Raw genomic sequence first — 18340 nt, 5'->3', positions numbered from 1 at the left:
GTGAATCAGCAGCAGTACAAGTCCGCACGCGAGTTCTGGGCGGCGGGGGACATGTTAATGTCCGTACCATTGCCGGCAACACCGAAGACGGCCGAAAAAGCTACGGCCAGGGTGAGAAGTGCGAGGCGGCGGCGACGCATGGCTGACTCCTGTCGGTCGGGGATTGTCGGGGCTTACATCTTGAAGGGGTGCCGGTGAGCGGTCAAGATCTTATTGGTCAGCGAATCAGAATGACCCGCCGCCAGCGCGGTCTTTCCCAGGCGCAATTGGCACATCCGGAACTCTCGGACAGTTATGTATCACTGATCGAGAGTGGAAAGCGTACGCCCACCGCGGCCGTTCTGGAACTGCTGGCCGCCAAGCTCGAATGCTCCCTAACGTACCTGATCAACGGCGTCACGGCCGAACAGATGCAGGATCTCGAGCTTCGCCTGGGCTACGCCGGCCTGGCGCTCAACAACGGCGAGGTCGCCGAGGCCAGGCGGCGTTACGCCGAGCTCCTCGAGGACGGCAGCCTCACCGGGCTGCGCTCGCTGCTCCAGCAGGCCGAGTACGGCTACGCGCTGGCCAGCGAGGCGTGCGGCGACCTCGACGAGGCGATCGAGGTGCTGCTGCGGCTGCGCAGGTCCTCCGGCGACTCGATGCCCTCCGACCAGGCCGTGGCGATCGCGGTCGCCCTGACCCGCTGCTACCGCGAGCGCGGCGACCTCGCCGCGGCGGTGCAGGTCGGCGAGGACACGCTGCTCGGCGCCGGCCGGCCCACCTGGAACGACGCCCTGGTCGAGCTGGGCGCGACCCTGCTCAGCGTCTACGACGTGCGAGGCGACCTGCTGCGCGCCCGGCAGTTCTCGATGGAGCTGCTGGCCGCTGCTGAGATGCTCAACACCCCCCGCTCCACCGTCGCCGCGTGCTGGAACGCCGCCATCGTCGCCGAGAAGACCGGCCGTGGCGACGAGGCGCTCTCTTTGGTCGAGCGGGCGCTGGCCGTGCAGTCGGAGACCGGCGAGGCGCGCAACCTGGCCAGGCTCCGCGTCGAGTACGCCATCCTGATGCTGCGCACGCGTCCCGCGGAGGCCGCCGCCTGCCGTGACCTGATGCTGCGTGGCGAGCGCGAGCTGATGTCGACCTCGGCGAGCACCGTCGACCTGGCCGTGGTCTCGATCTACCTGGCCAAGGCCGAGCTGGTGCTCGGCAACGCCGCCAAGGCCGTCGAGTACGCCCGCCGGGGCAGGGACATGCTGGGCGAGCGCACCCCGGCGCTGCTGGACGAGGCCCGCCTCACGCTGGCCCACGCCCTGCTGCTCCAGGAGGAGACGGCGGAGGCGACCGTCGAGCTGCTCGCCGTGGAGGAGTCTCTGGAGCACTCGCCCGCCTCGCGCAAGGCGGCCGAGGGCTGGCTGGCCACCGCCACGGTGCTGGAGCGTCTCGACGACCGGGAAGAAGCCAGCGTCGCCGCCTACCAGCGCGCCCTCGCCAGCGTCGGCCTCTGACCGGCCGCCTCCGCGCTTCCGCGCGCCGGGGGCACCCGCTTCCGCGCCCTCGGACCACCCGGTCCGAGGGCGCCGGCGTGCCCGGCGGATGACGATTCGCGGGAACGCCGACGTGGCCGGAGGGCGGGGGACCTGTGAGGTTCGTGTCAGGGCGGACGGCGGGCGGGCGGTCATCTCGTCGGGGTTTTCCACAGGCGGAGACGTGCGGTGAGGACCGGCCCGTCACGTGAGTAGCCTTAGGGTGCTATGAGGACTTCCCCGCTCGCCGCCGCGCTGGCGATCCTGGTCGCCGCCGTCCTGGGCACGGCGTTCGCCGCGCCCGCCCTGGCCCACACGGCGCTCAAGAGCAGCAACCCCGAAAAGGGGGCCACGGTCAAGAGCCTCGACTCGGTCATGCTGACCTTCACCGAGTCCGTGCGCCTGCCCGTGGTGCTCGTCCGCGATGCCGCGGGCCAGGAGCACCACGACGGAAAGCCCAAAGCCGACGGCCCGACGGTGACCCAGAAGGTCGCCGGCCCGCTGCCCTCCGGGAAGTACACCATCGCCTGGCGGGTGGTCTCCGACGACGGCCACCCCATCGAGGGCGAGATCCCCTTCACGGTGAAGGCGCCGGAGGCCGCCGCGTCGCCGTCGGCGTCCTCTTCGTCGAGCACGCCCTCCGCCTCTCCCTCGACGAGCGTCCTGCCGGCGCCCGCGACCTCCGCCTCCCCGGGCGGGGGAGCGGCGGCCGATCCGGCCGCCACGCCGGTGTCCGACACCGGGGGCCAGGGCGGCGGCATCGCCACCTGGGTGTGGATCGTCATCTTCGGTCTGTCCGGCATCGGCATCGGCATGGCCCTCACCCTGCGGAAGAAGTCGTGAGCAAGACCCTTCGCCTCGCGGTCGCGGGGACGTGCCTGGCGCTCGGCGCCCTGGCCGTCGCCATGGTCGTGGGGGGCGCGGCCACCCCGCGCGTGATCCCCGGCCTGCCCGACGAGGGCCTGCTGACCCGCTGGGCGCTGCCGGTGTCCAAGCTCGCCATGGACACCGCGGGCGTCCTCAGCGTGGGGCTGCTGCTCTTCGCCGCCGCGCTGCTCCCGAGCGACAAGGGCCTGCTGGGCGCCTCCGCCCTCACCTACGTCAGGGCCGCCTCGTGGACGGGCCTGCTGTGGGCGGTCGCCGCGGCCTCCACCCTGGTCTTCAGCCTCTCCGAGACCCTGGGCACCCCGGTCGGCGACGTCCTCGGCGGCGACGAGCTGACCAGCTTCGCCAGCCAGGTCCCTCAGGGCATCGCCCTCACCCTCGTCGTGCTGTTCGGCACGGCCATCGCCCTGTTCGCGCGGGGCGCCATCACCGCCGGCTCCGCGGGGGGGCTGCTGGTGCTGTCCCTGGCCACGCTGATGCCGCCCGCCCTCACCGGCCACTCCGCCTCGGCGCCCAACCACGGCCTGGCCACGACGAGCGTCGCGCTGCACCTGCTGGTGCTGGCCCCGTGGGTGGGCGGCCTGCTGCTGCTCTGCGTGCACGCCTTGCGGCGCGGTCCCCACCTCGACCTGGCCGCCCAGCGCTTCTCCCGCGCGGCCCTGTGGTGCTTCATCGGCGTGGGCGTGTCCGGGCTGTTCAGCGCGCTGAGCAGGCTCACCTCGGTGGGCGACCTGTTCACCTCCTCCTACGGCCTGATCATCATGGCCAAGATCGTCGCCTTCGCCGCGCTCGGCGTGATCGGCTGGTGGCACCGCGGCCGCACGCTGTCGGCGCTCGCCGCCGGGCGGCCCGGCGCCTTCACCCGGCTCGCCGGCGTCGAGGGCCTCATTATGCTGGTCGCCGTCGGCCTGGCCGTCGCGCTCTCCCGCACGGCCCCGCCCCCGCTCGACCTGCCCGTCGACCGCGCCTTCGAGCTCCTGGGCTACCTCGTCCCGCCGCCGATCTCCGTGGCCAACCTCCTCACGCTGTGGTGGTTCGACCTGTTCTTCGCGGTGGTCGCCGCCCTGCTGGCCGGCCTGTACGGGGCGGGCGCCGTCCGGCTGGCCCGCCGCGGAGACCACTGGCCCGTGGGCCGCACGATCAGCTGGGCCATCGGCGTGCTGCTGCTCGTCCTTGTCACCCAGAGCGGCGTGGCGCGCTACGCCCCCGTGCTGTTCAGCGTGCACATGACCGAGCACATGGTCCTGTCGATGCTCGTGCCGATCTTCCTGGTGCTCGGCGCCCCCGTCACCCTGGCCCTGCGCGCGCTCAAGCCCGCCGCCCGGCGCGGCGACCGCGGCCCGCGCGAGTGGATCACCACCATCCTGCACAGCAGGTTCGTCAAGGTGGTCACCCATCCGGCCATCGCCACGGCCCTGTTCATCGTGTCCACCTACGCCCTGTACTTCACGCCGCTGTTCGCCGCGGCCATGGAGGAGCACCTCGGGCACATCGCGATGACCGTGCACTTCCTGCTCAGCGGCACCCTGTTCTTCTGGGTGATCATCGGCATCGACCCGGCGCCGACCAAGCTCCCCTATGTCGGGCGGCTCCTGCTGCTGTTCGTCACCATGCCCTTCCACGCCTTCTTCGGCATCGCGCTCATGAACATGGGCACCCCTCTGGCGGGCGAGTGGTACGACCAGCTCGGCCGCACCTGGGGTGCCTCCGGCGTCGCCGACCAGAGCACGGGCGGGGCCATCGCCTGGGCCTTCGGCGAGATCCCCACGCTCATCGTGCTCATCGCCCTGGCCTTCCAGTGGTATCGCGACGACCAGCGCACGGCCCGGCGGGCCGACCGGCGCGCGGACGCGCGCGCCGCCAAGGAGGGCGGCACCGGCGACGCCGAGCTCGACGCCTACAACGCCTACCTCTCCCGGCTCAACCAGCCCGGCGGCCGCGAATGACCGCTCTCCACCGCGACGCGCCGCGACCTACCTGCGGGTAGCGTGGCATCAAGGAGTTCGGGCATAACCACCTTGGGCCGGATAGCGGCATATCTGCCTCCCGGGGTGGTCTCGCCTTCACTCCGAGCGATTTTCTCGACCGCTCTTCAAGCACGCGCCGGTAGCGCACCGCCGTCCCATCGGCGGTGACGCGGTGGGGCCGGGATCACGTAGCCCGGAGCGGCGCGCGGCCCAGAAGGGTTGGGGGAGTTGTACGAAGAGTTGCGCATGCGCGGAAAGCGAAGTCTGGCGCGGGCGATCGAGGACTATCTGACGGAATGGTCGGAGCGCACGGGAATCACCGTCGAGGTATGGGCCATGCCCAAAGACAGGGTCACCGGACCGGTCGCCGACGCCGTCTACGCCGTCGTGCTGGAGGCGCTCGCCAACGTCGAGATGCACAGCGGGGCCCACACACTCTCCGTCGCCCTCACCACGGGGAGCGGTGGGCTGCGGCTCACGATAAGCGACAACGGCATCGGCTTCCCGCCGGGACGCACCGGCCGCGGCATGGACATGATGAAGCGGCGCTTCAGCGAGGTGGGCGGCACACTGACGGTCAACAGCGTCGTCGGCGAGGGCACCACCGTCAGCGGCCACATCTGACCCACCGGGCCTTGGGGTCGTGGTGAGGGGGCCACGACGGGGGAGGGGCTGTGGTCAGGGGGCCGTGACGGGGCCGGAGGCGCCGGTGGAGTGCGAGATGTCGAGTCGCAGCTCCACGGCCTCCACCGGGCCCGCCTTCGCGGCGAACACGACGCCGGCCAGCGCGCCGATGAGGGCCAGGAGGCTCAGAGCAGGGGTGTGACCACGTGTCCCGCGCGCGTCCGCCATCCACGTCTCCTTCCGTGCCGGTGATCTCCGCGGCACCGCATCGATCGCCGGCGCCGATGTCCGCGGCTGACCGGAGATACGCGGAACACCCACCGATCGTTCGACCGGCCCTCCGATGACCCGACCGGCCCTCCGATGACCCGGCCGGCCCTCCGATCGTTCGCCGGGCCCTCCGATCGTGTGAACCGTCGGCGCTCGCGCGGTTCCGCCCCGGTCGTGTGGTGCGTCCCCGGTCGTGTCCTGGGTCGTGCGGTGTGTCGCGGTCGTGCGGTCCGGCCCACGGTCGGCTGGGATGATCACCGCGGTCACGAGGGTCGCCGGCGGAGGGGCGCAGGGGCCTCAGCAGAGGGAGGTGGAGTCCTGCTGGGCGTAGAGGCGCCCGCACTGGCGGACCACGACCTGCGCGCCGTCGGGGTCGACGGTGACCAGCAGGATCGGCCGGTCCAGGGCGTGCCGGCCGTCGGAGGCGCCGTGCAGCTTGATCAGCCCGCTGTCGCCGTCGATCTCCTGGAGCTTCTCCAGCGCCAGCAGCACGCCGGCCCGGTCGACCATGCCCGGCGCGCCGGCCGCGGCCGCCGGGCCGCCCTGGCCGGAGAACGCCACCTGCGCAGCCCCGATGAGCACGTCCGCCGCGTCATGCGCCTGCACGGCGTACTCCTTGGACGGCAGCCGGGTGCTGGGCAGCCTGTCCATGTGCAGCTCGGTGATCAGCGTGCTCAGCTGGTGGTAGAAGTCGCTCCTGAACTCGGTGGGGACGTTCGCCCACGCGCTCTCGGCGGCCAGCGCCACGTACATGACCCGCACCCGGTTGTTGCGTCCCAGCGCGGTGGAGTAGTCGTTGACGTACTGCGTGATGTCGTCGTTGGCCATCACCGTGAGCCGGTGGCACTGCGACTTGGCGATCGCGTCGACGAAGGCGCCGAACTGCGCGGTGCGACCGGCGTAGTACACCAGCTCCGGCTTGACCGGCCGGGCGCACACCTGCGTGACCTTCTCCTCCAGCGCGGCCGCGTTGGAGTAGCCGATCGAGGTCGCCCCCTTGCCGAAGTCGCGGACGAACCTGGCGCCGAGGTCCTTGGTGAACAGGTCGCTGAGCATGGTGTCGGTGAACACGGCCGCCGTGCGGGCGGGCGGGACGCCGCGCTGGGGGATGCCCGCGCGCGCCCACCGCGCCGCCGCGGCGGCCAGCAGGCTGTTGGGCGGGGCCAGCGGGAAGAAGGAAGGGATGAAGGACTGCCCGTCGCCGCGCCGCCCGAGGTCGTCGTAGGTGGAGGTGGTGCTGATCACCGGCACGGCCTTGCGGCCGAGGATCTGGATCGCGGCCTGGACCTCCCGCCGGCTCTCGCCCAGGCCCACCACGCCGATCACGCTCGGATCGCGGTCGATCTCGCGCAGCACCTGCCGGGCGACGTCCTGCGCGTACCGGAAGTCGGCGCCGGCGTTGGCGACGAGCACCCGCATCTGCAGCTTGCTGCCGTCGCCGCTGTTGCCGATCAGCCTGCCCTGCTCCAGGGCGATGCCGGCCAGCTCGCCGTGGATGTCGGTGAGCGCGTCGTCGGCCGCGGCGACCGCCTTCCCCGGGGTGGTCAGCTTCCCGAAGTAGATCACGGTCGCGTAGGGGTTGCCCGAGGCCAGGACGGAGCGGTTCTGCTGGTCGATGCGGCCGAGCACGGCCGCCAGATGCGGGGCGAAGACGAAGCCCCCGTCGCTGATGCCCACGCACTCACCCGTCCCGGCGCGCCAGATGCCGGGGCCGCAGTTGCTCGTCGCCGTGGCCAGGACGCGGACCAGCGACAACGCGACCAGGGCCGTCACGGTGACCCACGGCAGGATCGGGTGCGCCAGCAGCGGGCGCCGCCGCCCGCGGACCGGGACGTTGATCTTCTCCAGGATCGGCGCGTCCTTGGGTTCGACCTCGATGCGCAACACGCGGTGCGAGCCCAGGGCGCGGTCTCTGGCCAGCTCCTTCCCCCACTGCTCCCACAGTTCCTCGGTGAGCTCGGGCCGGCCCGTCATGATCGGCACGTCGTCGCCGCCGGGCCGCGCCGGGGGCAGGATCCGCTGGTCGCCGGGACCGGTCACGACCACCAGCAGCGGGTCCGACAGGCAGGTGATCGCGCGCACCTCCTCGATGCGGGCGACAAGGCGGCTGCCGTCTCCCTCGGCCAGCAGCACCGGGTAGGACGTGCGCGCCCAGGCGACCCGCCGCCACACCTTCCACAGGCGGCGCTCGTACCCCTGCCGCAGATCCTCCAGGAACGCGTTCACCAGCAGGCGCTCGATGCCCTCGTTCGCCTGGACGGCCTCCAGCCTCTTGCGGTCCTCGCCCGGCTCGGCCTGCCGGGCCCACGCCTGCGGGCCGGTCACGGACGGCGCCGGCGGATCGTCGGGAACGGCGCTCACCGGAGGAAGCGAGGCGACCGGGGGGATGCCGCGCGGCGGGACGGTGGGGCGGGCGGCGCCCGGGTCGCCGAGCGCGACCGACTCGGCCCGGCGGCGGAACTGCAGCAGGCGGACGGCGAAGGTGGTGACGTCGTGCGGCTGGTTGCGGCGCTGGCCGGGCATGAGGAACGGCTGGCGGCGGAACCACCGGTAGCGGCGCCGCCCGGCCCAGTTACGCGACAGCAGCAGGACGTGGAACGATCCGATCACCGGGCCGGCGAGGATCGCGCACACGCCGAAGAGCGTGGTCAGCTGGTCGGCCCATCCGGCGCTCAAGATGGCCGTGGCGGCGGCCCAGGCCGGCAGCGGGCCCTCCGCGTAGGCGCGGACGTTCGCCCAGAAGTTGCGCCGGTCCTGCCCGGTGCCCGCGCTGATCTGCCTGCGCCGCTGCCGCACGGCCCTTTTCACCCCGTCGTGCAGGCGGTCGGGCTCGTCCTCGGGAACCTGCAGGTCGAGCATCCACAGCACCTGCGCGAACAGCGGGAACCGCAGGTGCGCCTCGCCGGGTGGGGCGACGGCCGCGAGGTCGCGCGTCACCTGGCGCAGCCGTGCGGCGAGCGCGGCGTACGGCGGAGCGGGGCGCTCCCCGGCCGGCGCGCCCTCCTCCTGCTCGGTGGAGGGCGCGAGGTGGGCGAACGGTGTGCCGTCGCACCGGGCCTCCAGCGCCTGGACCGCCGCCGACGTCGCCGCGTACTGCCCGGTGACCCACACCACGGGCAGCGGCACGTCGCCGCCGCGCCAGGTGGGACGCACGCGCATCTGGTCGAAGACGCGCAGGAACTCGCGGACGCCCTCGTTGCGCCTGCGGTAGCTCTCGTCGGGGTCGTGACGCGGGACCGTTCCCGTCTGGTTCCCGGTGCGGTTCCCGGACGGGGAGCCGGGCGACGCGGTGGCCGGGTCGTCCGGATCCGGGGAGGGCGGGGGTGCAGGGGGCACTGGGTTCACTCCCGATCGGCAGGGGCTGACGCGCTCGCTTTCGGCTGGTCGTGCGGTGGGGAGGGGTCGGATTCCAGCATAGGCTTCCGGCGCCCGCGGCGGTCGAAGCTCACGTCCACAGATGGGCCGTGGGCTCGTGGCGCCCGGCGTCCGGGCTCGCGGCCGGTGTCGAGGTCGGCGGGGTGCGGGCGGTCAGAGGTCGCGTCGCATGCACACCCGGGGCCAGCGGTCCAGGCCGAGCGCCCGCTCGCGCCGGCGCAGGTCGCGCAGGCCCGGGGTCAACTCGGCGTCGTCCAGTGACCAGAACCCGCACCGCTCGTAATAGGGGGCGTTCCACGGCACGCGGGTGAAGGTGATCAGCGTGAGCGCCGGCAGGCCCTCGGCCGTGGCGTAGGCGGCGGCGTGGTCGATGAGCGAGCGTCCCATGCCCCTGCGGGCCGACGCGGGATGCACCGAGACCTGTTCCAGGTGGAGGTTGCCGTCGATCACGTCGGCGAGGAGGTAGGCGACCGGCCGGTCACCGGCGTCGGTCTTCACCCACGCGCGTCCCGCGCGCTGGTAGCCGGCCAGGACGTCGATGGGGAAGGGCTCGTCGTCGGCGACCTTCGTCATGCCCAGGTCGAGGAAGGATCGCCCGGCGGCGCGCTCGATGTCCTGCAGGAGGGAAAGCTCGTCGAGGGCGGCCATACGGATGCTCATCGGCTCATTGTCGTCGCCGCCGGCGCCGCTGAACAGTCGTTTACGTGCGGCCCGGCGCCCGCCGGAAGGCGGTGGTCGCCGGGGCCGCGGCCATGATGGGCCCGAGCACGACCCGGCCGGCCTTGAGGGTGTTCACGAACGTGGACCATTCGCCGGAGGCGACGACGAGGGCGGGGCCGTCGGGGTTCTTGGAGTCACGCACGGCGATGGCGTCCTCGCCGGCCAGGTTGCTCGCCACCTCGACGCAATGGCCGCCATTGTCACCAGACCGAGATGATTTGCGCCATAACGCGTGGCTCAGGTCCATTTGTCTACCGCTTCCTTGATTACTTTGAGCGACAGCGACTGAGGGAAGGCCTCCGCCCTGATGGCGTCGTAACGAGCGGTCAGCGACGCGATCGCGTTTCGATCGGTCATCGTGCGTCCGTCGGGCACCGAATCCACATATACCGTATAAGGCGTGCCGCGCTGTTCGGCTATAACGAATCCGGCAAGAAGTCCGGGGATGGCCTCGGCGTCGAACGGAACGATCTGGATCGTCACCCGCGGGTGCTCCGCAATTTCCAGAAGGTGCAGCATCTGATCGCGCATCACCTCCTTACCGCCGATGGGACGGCGCAGGACGCCTTCGTCCATCAAACTGAGGACCAACGGCGGGTTTTCCTGGGACAAGATGCTCTTGCGTTGCATCCTGCCGGCCACTCGCTCCTCCACTATTTCGGGTGTGCTGTCGGGCGCGCGGCAGAAGACTCGCCGTGCATATGGCTCGGTCTGGAAGATCCCCGGAACGAGCAGTGGGTCCCAGGTCTGGATCGCGGTCGCCCGCCGCTCCTCGAAGGTGAAATCGCGGAAATGATCGGCGACCGGAGGCGGCGGTGGCCAGCCCTCCAGGTAGAGGGCCTCGAAGTCCCCCTCCAGGCCGAATGCCTGGTCACAGCGCTTGGCGAAGTCCTCGCTGGGGGTGCGCTTGAGGTTCTCCACCGCGCCGACGAGGCTGCCGGAGAAGCCCACGCGCCGGCCGAGTTGCCCTTGGGTGAGGCCGGCGAGTATCCGGTGGCGCTGAAGCTCGTAGGCGAAGCGGGCGCGCGCGGATTCCCCGGGGTTGATTTTCGTCATATGTGGCATTTGAAACATCTATTCCATTTCGGGAGTGGTGACATGGGAGGGGTGACCGCCGTTCCACGGAGACCGTGGTTCCGGTGTGTAGTTAATCGGATACCCAAGGTAATGGATCGGGAGTATCACGAGAAGACAGAATCGTTATGGCCGGCGCCGTCGCATCTCGACGTGCCGGAAAAGCGGCATGCGGGCTGGGCGCTGGAACGGTCATATCCATACGATCCGGGCAGCCCTTTTCCGGTCGTCCGTGGGATGAACTCTGGCCGCTGTTCTCCCCGGGCCGTCCGGTACCACCGCGGTGTGAAGAATCGGCCGGTGTCCTGATCTGCCGCGCTAATGGGGCCGCGTCGCTGGGCAATGGCACACCAATTCGGCACACGTGATGTGCGCGTGGCGCGGAAACGCCGAGCCGGCCCGCGTCCCGCGATTCGCCGGGGCGCGGACGCGCGTTCGGGTGGGCGAGTGGATGGGGCGGGTTCGCCCCCGGGGACCGCTCCACTCCCCGCGAACCCGTGCGCCGCGCCGCCGTTCTTGACTCCGTCCGCTCGTTCCGCAGTCAGTGCCGCGTCTCGGCGTCGTTTCGGAGGGTTTCTCATGTTCCAGTGGCGCGCATATAACGAAATGGTATCGACCGAGGTCGTGGGCTTGTGAGCCGCGGTTGTCCGTGTTCTTTGGGTGGGTTTGGGAGCGAAACGATCACTTAATGGCACCAATTCCGGTGGAATGATGACGTAGCGGACGTCGGTCAGTAAGGCTCGACAGCACATCCGCATTCGCCGGGTGTGAGTCCACGGACGCCGAGATGGTCAAGGGAGAGACGAGTGTCGGCAGCTCGTTCCAACTCCGGGTTCTCGCCGGACGTCGCGGCGGCTCTGAGCCAGGCCGACCGGGGAATTCGCATGCGGATGGGCGACCATCACGCGCTGTTCGACTACTGGCGCTTCGCCATGAGCACGATCTGCAGCGTGGACGCCTTCTACGTGGGGTTCTACCGGGAGGGGCGCAGAATCGTCTATCCGTACACCTACGACGACACCATCGCCGTCAAGCGCTACATGCCGCCGGAGGTGTTCGGATACGGCCCCACAGGGCAGGCCGCGTGGATTCTGCGGAACAAGCGCACCTACACCTACGCCAGCGACAACGGCATGCTCCTGCACCACGGCGTCGCCTTCGGCGACGACCAGCGGGTGTCGGCCGACGCCATCACGATCCCCATGTTCGACACCCGCGACGGCGAGGAGGTGGTGATCGGCCTGGCCTCCATCCAGACCTACAAGAGCCACGCCTACACCGACGAGCACGTGCGGGCCTTCGAATGGACGGCCGCTTCGGTGGCGACCGTGCTCGCCCGCGAGCGGGAGGACGAGCTCAACCGTGAAGGGCTGGCCGTCCCGCCGGCCGGCGCGGACGGCGACCAGCCGTCGGTGGTGGAGGTGGTGCAGGACGTCTCGGAGATCCTCGCCGAGCTGCACAGCAAGATCTGCGCGGTGGAGGAGGCCATCCCGATCGGAGAGCGAGAGCTGGTGCGCATGGTCAGGGAACTGCGGCACCAGTGCGAGCGGGGCCAGACCGAGACCATGGACATCATCGCCCGGCCTTCCGTCCGGGCCGAGAACCTGCTCAACTCGCTTTCCTCCAAGGAGCGGGAGATCGCCTTGCTGATCGCGCGCGGCGGCCTGAGCAACAAGGAGATCGCCGCGCGGGTTTTCGTCACCGAATCCACCATCAAAGGCCACGTCTCCCGCATATTGCGCAAGCTCGGCGTCGAGCAACGGTCCGGTATCGCGGCCAGGCTGGAGCAATTCTTCGACTAGTGCCGCCGGTTCCGGTCGGGGGCGGCGCTCCCGGCGCGTCCGTACCCCCTGAGGACCCCTGGCCGATCTTGTGTGACCGCATCGTCCCTGGACGGCGGCGTCTCGCACGTTACTTGCGAACCATTCGCAACACACGTTCGTCTGCACGTTCCGCGTTCTCTGTATGGTGCTCTGAGGTCGTTTGAGGTGTTTCTCGGGTGCCCTCTCCCCGCATTGTGGTCACCGGCTGTTCACTCGGCTTCACCGAGCGAGCCCAGGCAGTACTTAGTACTGCGGTATCCACCGGGAAAACCCACCCCAAGGGGTGGCGCTATGGGTGATCGATGCGGATATCGTCCTTATGTCAAAAGGGAGGGGTTTGTCGGCACCTGGCGGCTTCCGGCCGTCGGCACGGGGGGGAGACGGGTCGACGTCGCCGGTGGTGCCGGCGCAGGCGAGGAGCGGCTATGGAGGGGTTGACCATCGCCATCCTCGGGATCACGCTGCTGTCCGGAGTCGTCTATTCGTGGAGCAACCGGCGGGGGAGCGACGCGCTCGCGTCGATCGCCGGTGAATTCCCGATGACGCCCGAGCAGGCCGCGCTGATCGCGATGGAGGCTGGTCTGACATGGCGGGAAAGGGCGAACGGCAGAGCCGTGCCCGTGACGCGTAGCGGAGATGTACTGAAGGTCGAGATCGAGTGCGGTGCGGGAGTGATGTCGTTCGAGATCCGCCAGACCCCGTCGGGAAGCCGGGTCACCGGGCGGGCCGAGGAGATCGCGATCGTCCGGATGCCGCAACTGGGAGGGTTCGGCGTCTCACCGGCGGACGTGCTGACCATGACGGCGGGCATGCCGAGGAACCCCGCGCGGCTGCTCCGGCGGCGCGAGCGGGTCTTCGACGCCCTCGCCTTCGCGGCACGCGAGGGCGACTCGGCCGGAGTGGATCACGTCCACGAGCCGGAGACCGTCCTCGCCGCGAACACCGGCCGAAGGACGGACGCCGGCCAAGGGCGGGAAACCGGCCAGAGGGAGGACGCCCGGCGAAGGGAGGACGCCGGTCAGGGGACGGACGCCCGTCAGGGGACGGACGCCGGTCAGGGGACGGACAGCGGTCGCGGTGCGCATGCCGGGCGTGGTAGCGGTCGGCTGATGCGCGTCCGGCGAGGTGCGGTGGCCCGGCATCGGGCGGGCGCCCGCGGTGCGGTGGACGTGCTTTACGGAGTGGACGCGGGCCGAAGACGGTGCGACGCCGTGCCGAGGCCCTGACCAGCGCGCAGGCCGGCCCCGTCGCCGGGTGGGCGGCGACGGGACCGGCCTGTGTCCTTCGCCGGCGCCGCCGCGCGGTGTCCGGGGTGTCGTTCACCCGTGCCTGTGCCTGTGCCGGTGCCGCCGTGCGGCGTCCGCGGTGTCGTCCACCTGTGCCGGTGCCGCGGTGCGGCGTCCGCGGTGTCGTCCACCTGTGCCGGTGCCGCGGTGCCGCGGTGCGGCGTCCGGGGTGTCGTCCGCCTACCGGCGGTGTCGTCCGCTGTGGGCGGTGCGGGCGGCCGTGATCGAGCGCCCGCACCGCTGTCAGAGGGGCTCAGTCGCGGATGATGTGGACGTCCACCACCGCCGACCGGCCCGCCTCGACGGCCTCGAGGCCGCGGCGCAGCGCGGGCAGCAGGTCGGCCCGGTCGGTGACGGTCTCGCCGTGGGCGTGGCAGGCGCGGGCGACGGCGGCGAAGTCGGGCGGCGCGCTGAAACGCGTCCCCTCGGCGTCCCCCCGGTTCGCGGACAGGCCCTCGGGGAACAGCTCGAAGACCGGCAGCCGGCTGGCGCGGTAGCCGTCGTTGTTGAGCACGACGGCCATGATCGGCGCGCCCGCCTCGGCCGCGAGGCACAGCGCCGCCGTCGGCACGCCGAACATGAAGCTGCCGTCGCCCACCACGGTCACGACCCGGCGTCCCGGTGAGGCCAGGCTGACGCCCACCGCCCCGCCGAGCCCCCAGCCCAGGCCGGGCGACCCCGTGCCGTACATGGTGGCGGCCTCGGTGCGGGCGAGGTTCTCGTGCAGCGCGCGGGCGTTGGTGACCGACTCCTCGACGACGAGGTCGTCGGCGCGCAGCACCTCGTTCAGCGCGGTGACGACCTCGGCCCCGGTCATCGGCCCCTCGGCGGCGCCGCTCGTGGCCGCCGAGGCCGTCTTGCTCGCGGACGTGGAGGTGCCGGTGGCGGTCGCGGCCGGCCGCGTCGCGGGCGCGGTGTGGCCGATCTCCTCCAGCCGGTCGGCGATCTGGCCGAGGGCGGTGACCCCGTCGGCCGTCACGGCCACGTCCACCGGGAAGGTCCACATCGGCATGTCGGTCTTCAGCGGGTCGACGTCGATGTGGACGACCGTCGCGTCCTCGCGGGGATGGGTGAACCTCGGGATCCACGGCACGTCCGCGTCCACGACCATGATCAGGTCGGACTCCTCGACGGCCTGCTGCGCCTCCGCCGCCGTCAGCAGGTTCATCGGGTGCGACGTCGAGATGCTGACGCAGCCGCTCTCGGCCAGATCGACGACCCGGACCCGCGCGAGATCGGCCAGGCGCGTGACCGCGTGGAAGCCCTCGGCGCGGCGGCCCACCTTCGCGGTGATGAGCAGCGGCCGTTCGGCGCCCGCCACCCGCTCGGCGATCCAGCGCACGGTCTCGGGGTCGGCCGCGGGCGGGCGGGGGACCGCGTAGCCGGTGGTGCGGCCCAGCTCCGGCGCCGGCGGGTCCATCAGGACGTCGCGGGAGACCATGAGGTACGACGGCCCGGGCACCCCGCCCGTAGCGACCTGCACCGCACGGCCGATGGCCCGGGCCAGCATGCCCGGCCGGGTGATCTCGGTGACCCACTTGGCGTACCCGCGCACGACGCCGGCCTGGTCGGGGACGTCCTGCTGCCAGTGGATGGTGTGGGAACGGCCGCCGGGCGCGCCCGGTTCCTCCGCGTACGGCGTCTTGCCCGCGATGACCACCACTCCGGCGCGGTCGCGCAGCATGTTGTGCACCATGGCGCCGAGGTTCTGCGTGCCCACGTCCACGTGCACGAACACGGCCTGAGGGCGACGGGTCACCTGCCAGTAGCCGTGCGCCGCGGCCAGCGCGACCGCCTCGAACGAGCAGATGATGACCTTGGGGGCGGGCGCGCCGGCCTTGGCCAGCGTGGCGATCGCCTCCTGCAGCGGGGCGGAGTCCGTGCCGGGGTTGAGGAACAGGTGCTCCACGCCGTGCTCGGCGAGCAGCCACAGCAGGTGCTCGGCGGTCGTCGCCGGCTGGAAGTGGTCCACGCGGTATCTCCTGACATAACTGACATAGCGGCATCTATCGCGCGTTGAATCTGCGTCGAGTGCTGAGCGTAGAAGATCAGCGCCCGCGCCGTCTCCCCCTCGGCGGCAGGACCGGAGGCGCCCGGCACCCTTGAGCATCCGGCGGCCGCGGCCGCCGTGCCGTCGGCTGCGTGCCGGCGGATCAGCGGGCGGCGTGCCTGCCCTTGCTCCGGCGTTCGCGTAGCCGCACGACCACGAACGTGACCACGGCCAGCGCGGCGAGCCCGATGACGACCTTCGACAGAATGCCCGCGTAGCCCTCGACCAGCGACCAGCTCTCGCCCAGCTGGTATCCGGCCAGCACGAACACCGAGTTCCAGATCAGGCTTCCCAGGGTCGTCAAGGTGACGAAGTGCGCCAGCGGCATCCGCTCCACCCCGGCGGGCACCGAGATCAGGCTGCGGAAGACCGGGATCATCCGTCCGAAGAACACCGTCTTCGTCCCGTGCTTGCGGAACCACGCCTCGGCCTTCTCGATGTCCTCTACCTTGACCAGCGGCAGGCGCGCGGCGATCGCCACCGTCCGATCGCGCCCGAGTGCGGCCCCGACGCCGTACAGGGCCAGAGCGCCGATCACCGAGCCGAGGGTGGTCCAGAGCAGCGCGTCGAACAGGCTCATCTCACCCCTGCTCGCGGTGAATCCCGCCAGGGGGAGGATCACCTCGCTCGGCAGCGGGGGGAACAGATTCTCCAGCGCGATCGCCAGTCCGGCGCCCGGGGCTCCGAGCCGTTCCATCATCCCGGTCGCCCATCCGGCGACCCCGTCAACCGTCGTGTCCATGCCCGACACGCTATGCAAGATCGGGCATTCCGCGGCATGAGGGCGAGAACCGGGTGGGCGATCCGGCGTCAGGGCCGCGAGGTCGCCGGGCTCCGGACGCCACCGCGAGTGGCTAGTGCGGTGACCACATACGTTCTCCGGGCGCGGCTCTCCATCCCCGGCCACGTGCTGCGGTGATCGGCGCCGGGTCGGCGGGTCGTGGTACGGCGATGCCGGCGCCTGCCACGGCGCCCGAACCGGTGAACATTCGTGGACAGCGCGCTAGTGGGCGAGACGCTGGAGCCAGTCGTGCAGGAGTGCGGTCTCGACGGGGCGGAGCGGGACGGTAGCTGGATCCGCCCCGCCGAGGGCGGCATCGAGCGCGAGGGCGCGAGCGGCGAGGGTCGGGTCTGGGGCTGGGCTCGTATCGGTGGTCAGGGCGTCGATGAGTGCTTCCCGCATGCGTGGTGAGACCTCCGGATCGCGGTCGCTCTCGGGGATGCCGATCAGGGAGAGCGTGACGCCGGTCACCGCTGCCAGCGTGAGGTGGGCGGCAAGGACGGGCGGCACCCGTAGGCGGCCGTCGGAGGCGGCGCGGCCGAGGAACGTCATGAGGAGTTCCTGCGCCTCCCGCGCGGCGGGTGGGCGGCGGCCGGGGCGGTCGGTGCCGTACATCAGCAGGTAGAAGGCGGGGTGCTTCAGGCCGAAGTCGACGTGCATGTCCCATCCGCGGCGCATGTCGTCGACCGGGTCGCCGCTCGGCGTCAGAGTGTGCTTCTGCGCCAAGTACAGGTCGAAGGCGTGGATGGCCAGCGCCGAAAGGAGCCCGTCCTTGTCGCCGAAGAGCTGGTACAAGGAGGCGGCCCGGATGCCGGCCGCCGCTGCGACGGCGCGGGTGGAGAGCGCCTGGGCGCCCTCCCGTTCCAGGAGTTCGGCTGCGACTTCCAGGATCTGCCGGCGACTGCGGGTCTTCGCATCATCCACGTTGCAATGCTACGCCATAAGGCGTATCACTGATTCAGACAGTGATACGGAAAATAGCGTTACAGCGATACGGCGGGAGAGGTCGATGAATCGTGTGGGATACGGCGCCATGCAGCTCGCGGGCCCTAAGGTCTGGGGATTCCCGGACGACCCGGAGGCGGCGCGGCGGGTGCTGCGCCTGGCCGTCGAGCTGGGCGTGACCTTCTTCGACACCGCCAACGCCTACGGGCCACGAACGGTGAACCAGCTGATCGGGCAGGCGCTGGGACCGATCCCCGAGGGCGTGATCGTGGGCAACAAGGTCGGCGCAGAGCGCGGCCCGGACAAGTCCTGGATCGTCGACGGCCGCCCCGAGACGGTCCGGCGGCAGGTCCACGAGGCCCTTACCGACATGAGAACGGACGCGAGCGAGCTGACCTACCTCCGACTCGTCGGCGACACCCCCGGCGCGCACCAAGACGTACCGCTGGAGGAGTCGCTCGGCGCACTCGTCCAGCTGCGAGACCAGGGGCTGATCCGCCGCATCGGCCTGTCCGGCGCGTCCCCGCAGATGCTGGCCCGCGCCCAGCAGATGACCCCCATCGCGGCGGTGCAGAACCGCTTCAACCTGCTTGACCGCAGCGGCGTCCAGGTCCTCGCCGACTGCGAGACCCAGGGCATCCTCTTCATCCCCTACTTCCCGCTTGCCGCCGGACGGCTGAGCGACCACCAGGAGCTGACCGGCCCGGCAGAGCGCCTGGGCGCCACACCGGCCCAGATCGCACTGGCCTGGCTGCTGCGCCGTTCGCCCTCCATGGTCGTCATCCCCGGCACGAGCAGTACCGACCACCTCCGGTCCAACATCGCAGCTTCCGAAGTTGCCGAACAGTTGACCGACACCGAGGTCGCGCGCCTGACCGGACTCGTCGACGAGTCGCAAGCGGCCCTCGGCCAGCCCACGCCCCCCGCTCAGAGCCACCGCTGAACAAGGGCCCCGGGGATGTCGCTATCGGCCCTTGGCCGCACCTGACGAATGATCTCCGGGGTTCTGTGACGGCGCCCATATCGCCGTTC

At 71.1% G+C, this 18340-nt stretch carries 15 protein-coding genes; 7 read left to right on the top strand and 8 right to left on the bottom strand.

Features of this window, described 5'->3' with window-relative positions:
- The first annotated feature begins 188 nt into the window (after positions 1 to 188).
- The 4 genes from ABZT47_RS19755 to ABZT47_RS19740 all read left to right on the top strand — a co-directional run bounded on the left by ABZT47_RS19755 (position 189) and on the right by ABZT47_RS19740 (position 4984).
- Entirely contained in the window at positions 189 to 1490 is a 1302-nt protein-coding gene (locus ABZT47_RS19755) for a helix-turn-helix transcriptional regulator (RefSeq protein ID WP_354843716.1), read from the top strand.
- Positions 1491 to 1736: 246 nt separating this feature from the next.
- Complete coding sequence (locus tag ABZT47_RS19750) at positions 1737 to 2351, top strand: copper resistance CopC family protein (protein ID WP_354843713.1); 615 nt, start codon at positions 1737 to 1739, stop codon at positions 2349 to 2351.
- Positions 2348 to 4339: a cytochrome c oxidase assembly protein gene (locus tag ABZT47_RS19745; protein WP_354843711.1), complete on the top strand. Its 1992-nt coding sequence runs from the start codon at positions 2348 to 2350 to the stop codon at positions 4337 to 4339. Before ABZT47_RS19750 ends, ABZT47_RS19745 begins: the two co-directional genes overlap by 4 nt.
- Positions 4340 to 4606: 267 nt before the next feature.
- Positions 4607 to 4984: an ATP-binding protein gene (locus tag ABZT47_RS19740; RefSeq protein WP_354843708.1), complete on the top strand. Its 378-nt coding sequence runs from the start codon at positions 4607 to 4609 to the stop codon at positions 4982 to 4984.
- Between the two features lie 54 nt (positions 4985 to 5038).
- Here ABZT47_RS19740 and ABZT47_RS19735 read toward each other — a convergent pair whose 3' ends face one another.
- From ABZT47_RS19735 to ABZT47_RS19715, 5 genes are all read right to left on the bottom strand, one after another.
- Positions 5039 to 5212, bottom strand: a complete 174-nt coding sequence (locus ABZT47_RS19735; protein WP_354843705.1) for a hypothetical protein — start codon at positions 5210 to 5212, stop codon at positions 5039 to 5041.
- A gap of 339 nt (positions 5213 to 5551) precedes the next feature.
- The gene (locus tag ABZT47_RS19730; RefSeq protein ID WP_354843702.1) at positions 5552 to 8590 is read right to left on the bottom strand and encodes a hypothetical protein; all 3039 of its coding nucleotides are present in this window, start codon (positions 8588 to 8590) and stop codon (positions 5552 to 5554) included.
- 192 nt (positions 8591 to 8782) lie between these two features.
- Positions 8783 to 9289, bottom strand: a complete 507-nt coding sequence (locus ABZT47_RS19725) for a GNAT family N-acetyltransferase (protein ID WP_354843699.1) — start codon at positions 9287 to 9289, stop codon at positions 8783 to 8785.
- Positions 9290 to 9329: 40 nt separating this feature from the next.
- Complete coding sequence (locus tag ABZT47_RS19720) at positions 9330 to 9596, bottom strand: DUF397 domain-containing protein (protein ID WP_354843696.1); 267 nt, start codon at positions 9594 to 9596, stop codon at positions 9330 to 9332.
- Positions 9587 to 10405: a helix-turn-helix transcriptional regulator gene (locus ABZT47_RS19715; protein ID WP_354843693.1), complete on the bottom strand. Its 819-nt coding sequence runs from the start codon at positions 10403 to 10405 to the stop codon at positions 9587 to 9589. Before ABZT47_RS19715 ends, ABZT47_RS19720 begins: the two co-directional genes overlap by 10 nt.
- A gap of 824 nt (positions 10406 to 11229) precedes the next feature.
- Between ABZT47_RS19715 and ABZT47_RS19710 the strand changes: the two genes are divergently transcribed.
- Together ABZT47_RS19710 and ABZT47_RS19705 are read left to right on the top strand one after the other, a co-directional pair.
- A complete protein-coding gene (locus ABZT47_RS19710; protein ID WP_354843690.1) occupies positions 11230 to 12225 on the top strand; it encodes a LuxR C-terminal-related transcriptional regulator in 996 nt (331 codons plus the stop codon).
- A gap of 446 nt (positions 12226 to 12671) precedes the next feature.
- Positions 12672 to 13472, top strand: coding sequence for a hypothetical protein (locus ABZT47_RS19705; RefSeq protein ID WP_354843687.1), 801 nt, complete (start codon positions 12672 to 12674; stop codon positions 13470 to 13472).
- Positions 13473 to 13785: 313 nt separating this feature from the next.
- On the opposite strand, the gene ABZT47_RS19700 is transcribed toward ABZT47_RS19705, so the two are convergent.
- The 3 genes from ABZT47_RS19700 to ABZT47_RS19690 all read right to left on the bottom strand — a co-directional run bounded on the left by ABZT47_RS19700 (position 13786) and on the right by ABZT47_RS19690 (position 17287).
- A complete protein-coding gene (locus ABZT47_RS19700) occupies positions 13786 to 15504 on the bottom strand; it encodes a thiamine pyrophosphate-requiring protein (protein ID WP_354843684.1) in 1719 nt (572 codons plus the stop codon).
- Positions 15505 to 15685: 181 nt separating this feature from the next.
- Positions 15686 to 16324 carry a DedA family protein gene (locus tag ABZT47_RS19695; RefSeq protein ID WP_354843681.1) on the bottom strand — a complete coding sequence of 213 codons (639 nt, stop codon included), beginning with the start codon at positions 16322 to 16324 and terminating at the stop codon, positions 15686 to 15688.
- Positions 16325 to 16585: 261 nt separating this feature from the next.
- Positions 16586 to 17287 (bottom strand): TetR/AcrR family transcriptional regulator, encoded by a 702-nt coding sequence (locus ABZT47_RS19690; protein ID WP_354843678.1) that lies wholly within the window; start codon positions 17285 to 17287, stop codon positions 16586 to 16588.
- An 85-nt stretch (positions 17288 to 17372) separates the two neighbouring features.
- On the opposite strand from ABZT47_RS19690, the gene ABZT47_RS19685 reads away from it, so the two are divergent.
- Positions 17373 to 18251, top strand: a complete 879-nt coding sequence (locus tag ABZT47_RS19685; RefSeq protein ID WP_354843675.1) for an aldo/keto reductase — start codon at positions 17373 to 17375, stop codon at positions 18249 to 18251.
- Positions 18252 to 18340 lie beyond the last annotated feature (89 nt).

The organism is Sphaerisporangium sp. NPDC005289 (genome assembly GCF_040607455.1).
Classification (GTDB): Bacteria; Actinomycetota; Actinomycetes; order Streptosporangiales; family Streptosporangiaceae; genus Sphaerisporangium; species Sphaerisporangium rhizosphaerae.
Note: the sequence above shows the minus strand (reverse complement) of the source record. Positions and strands in the feature narration are given on the sequence as shown.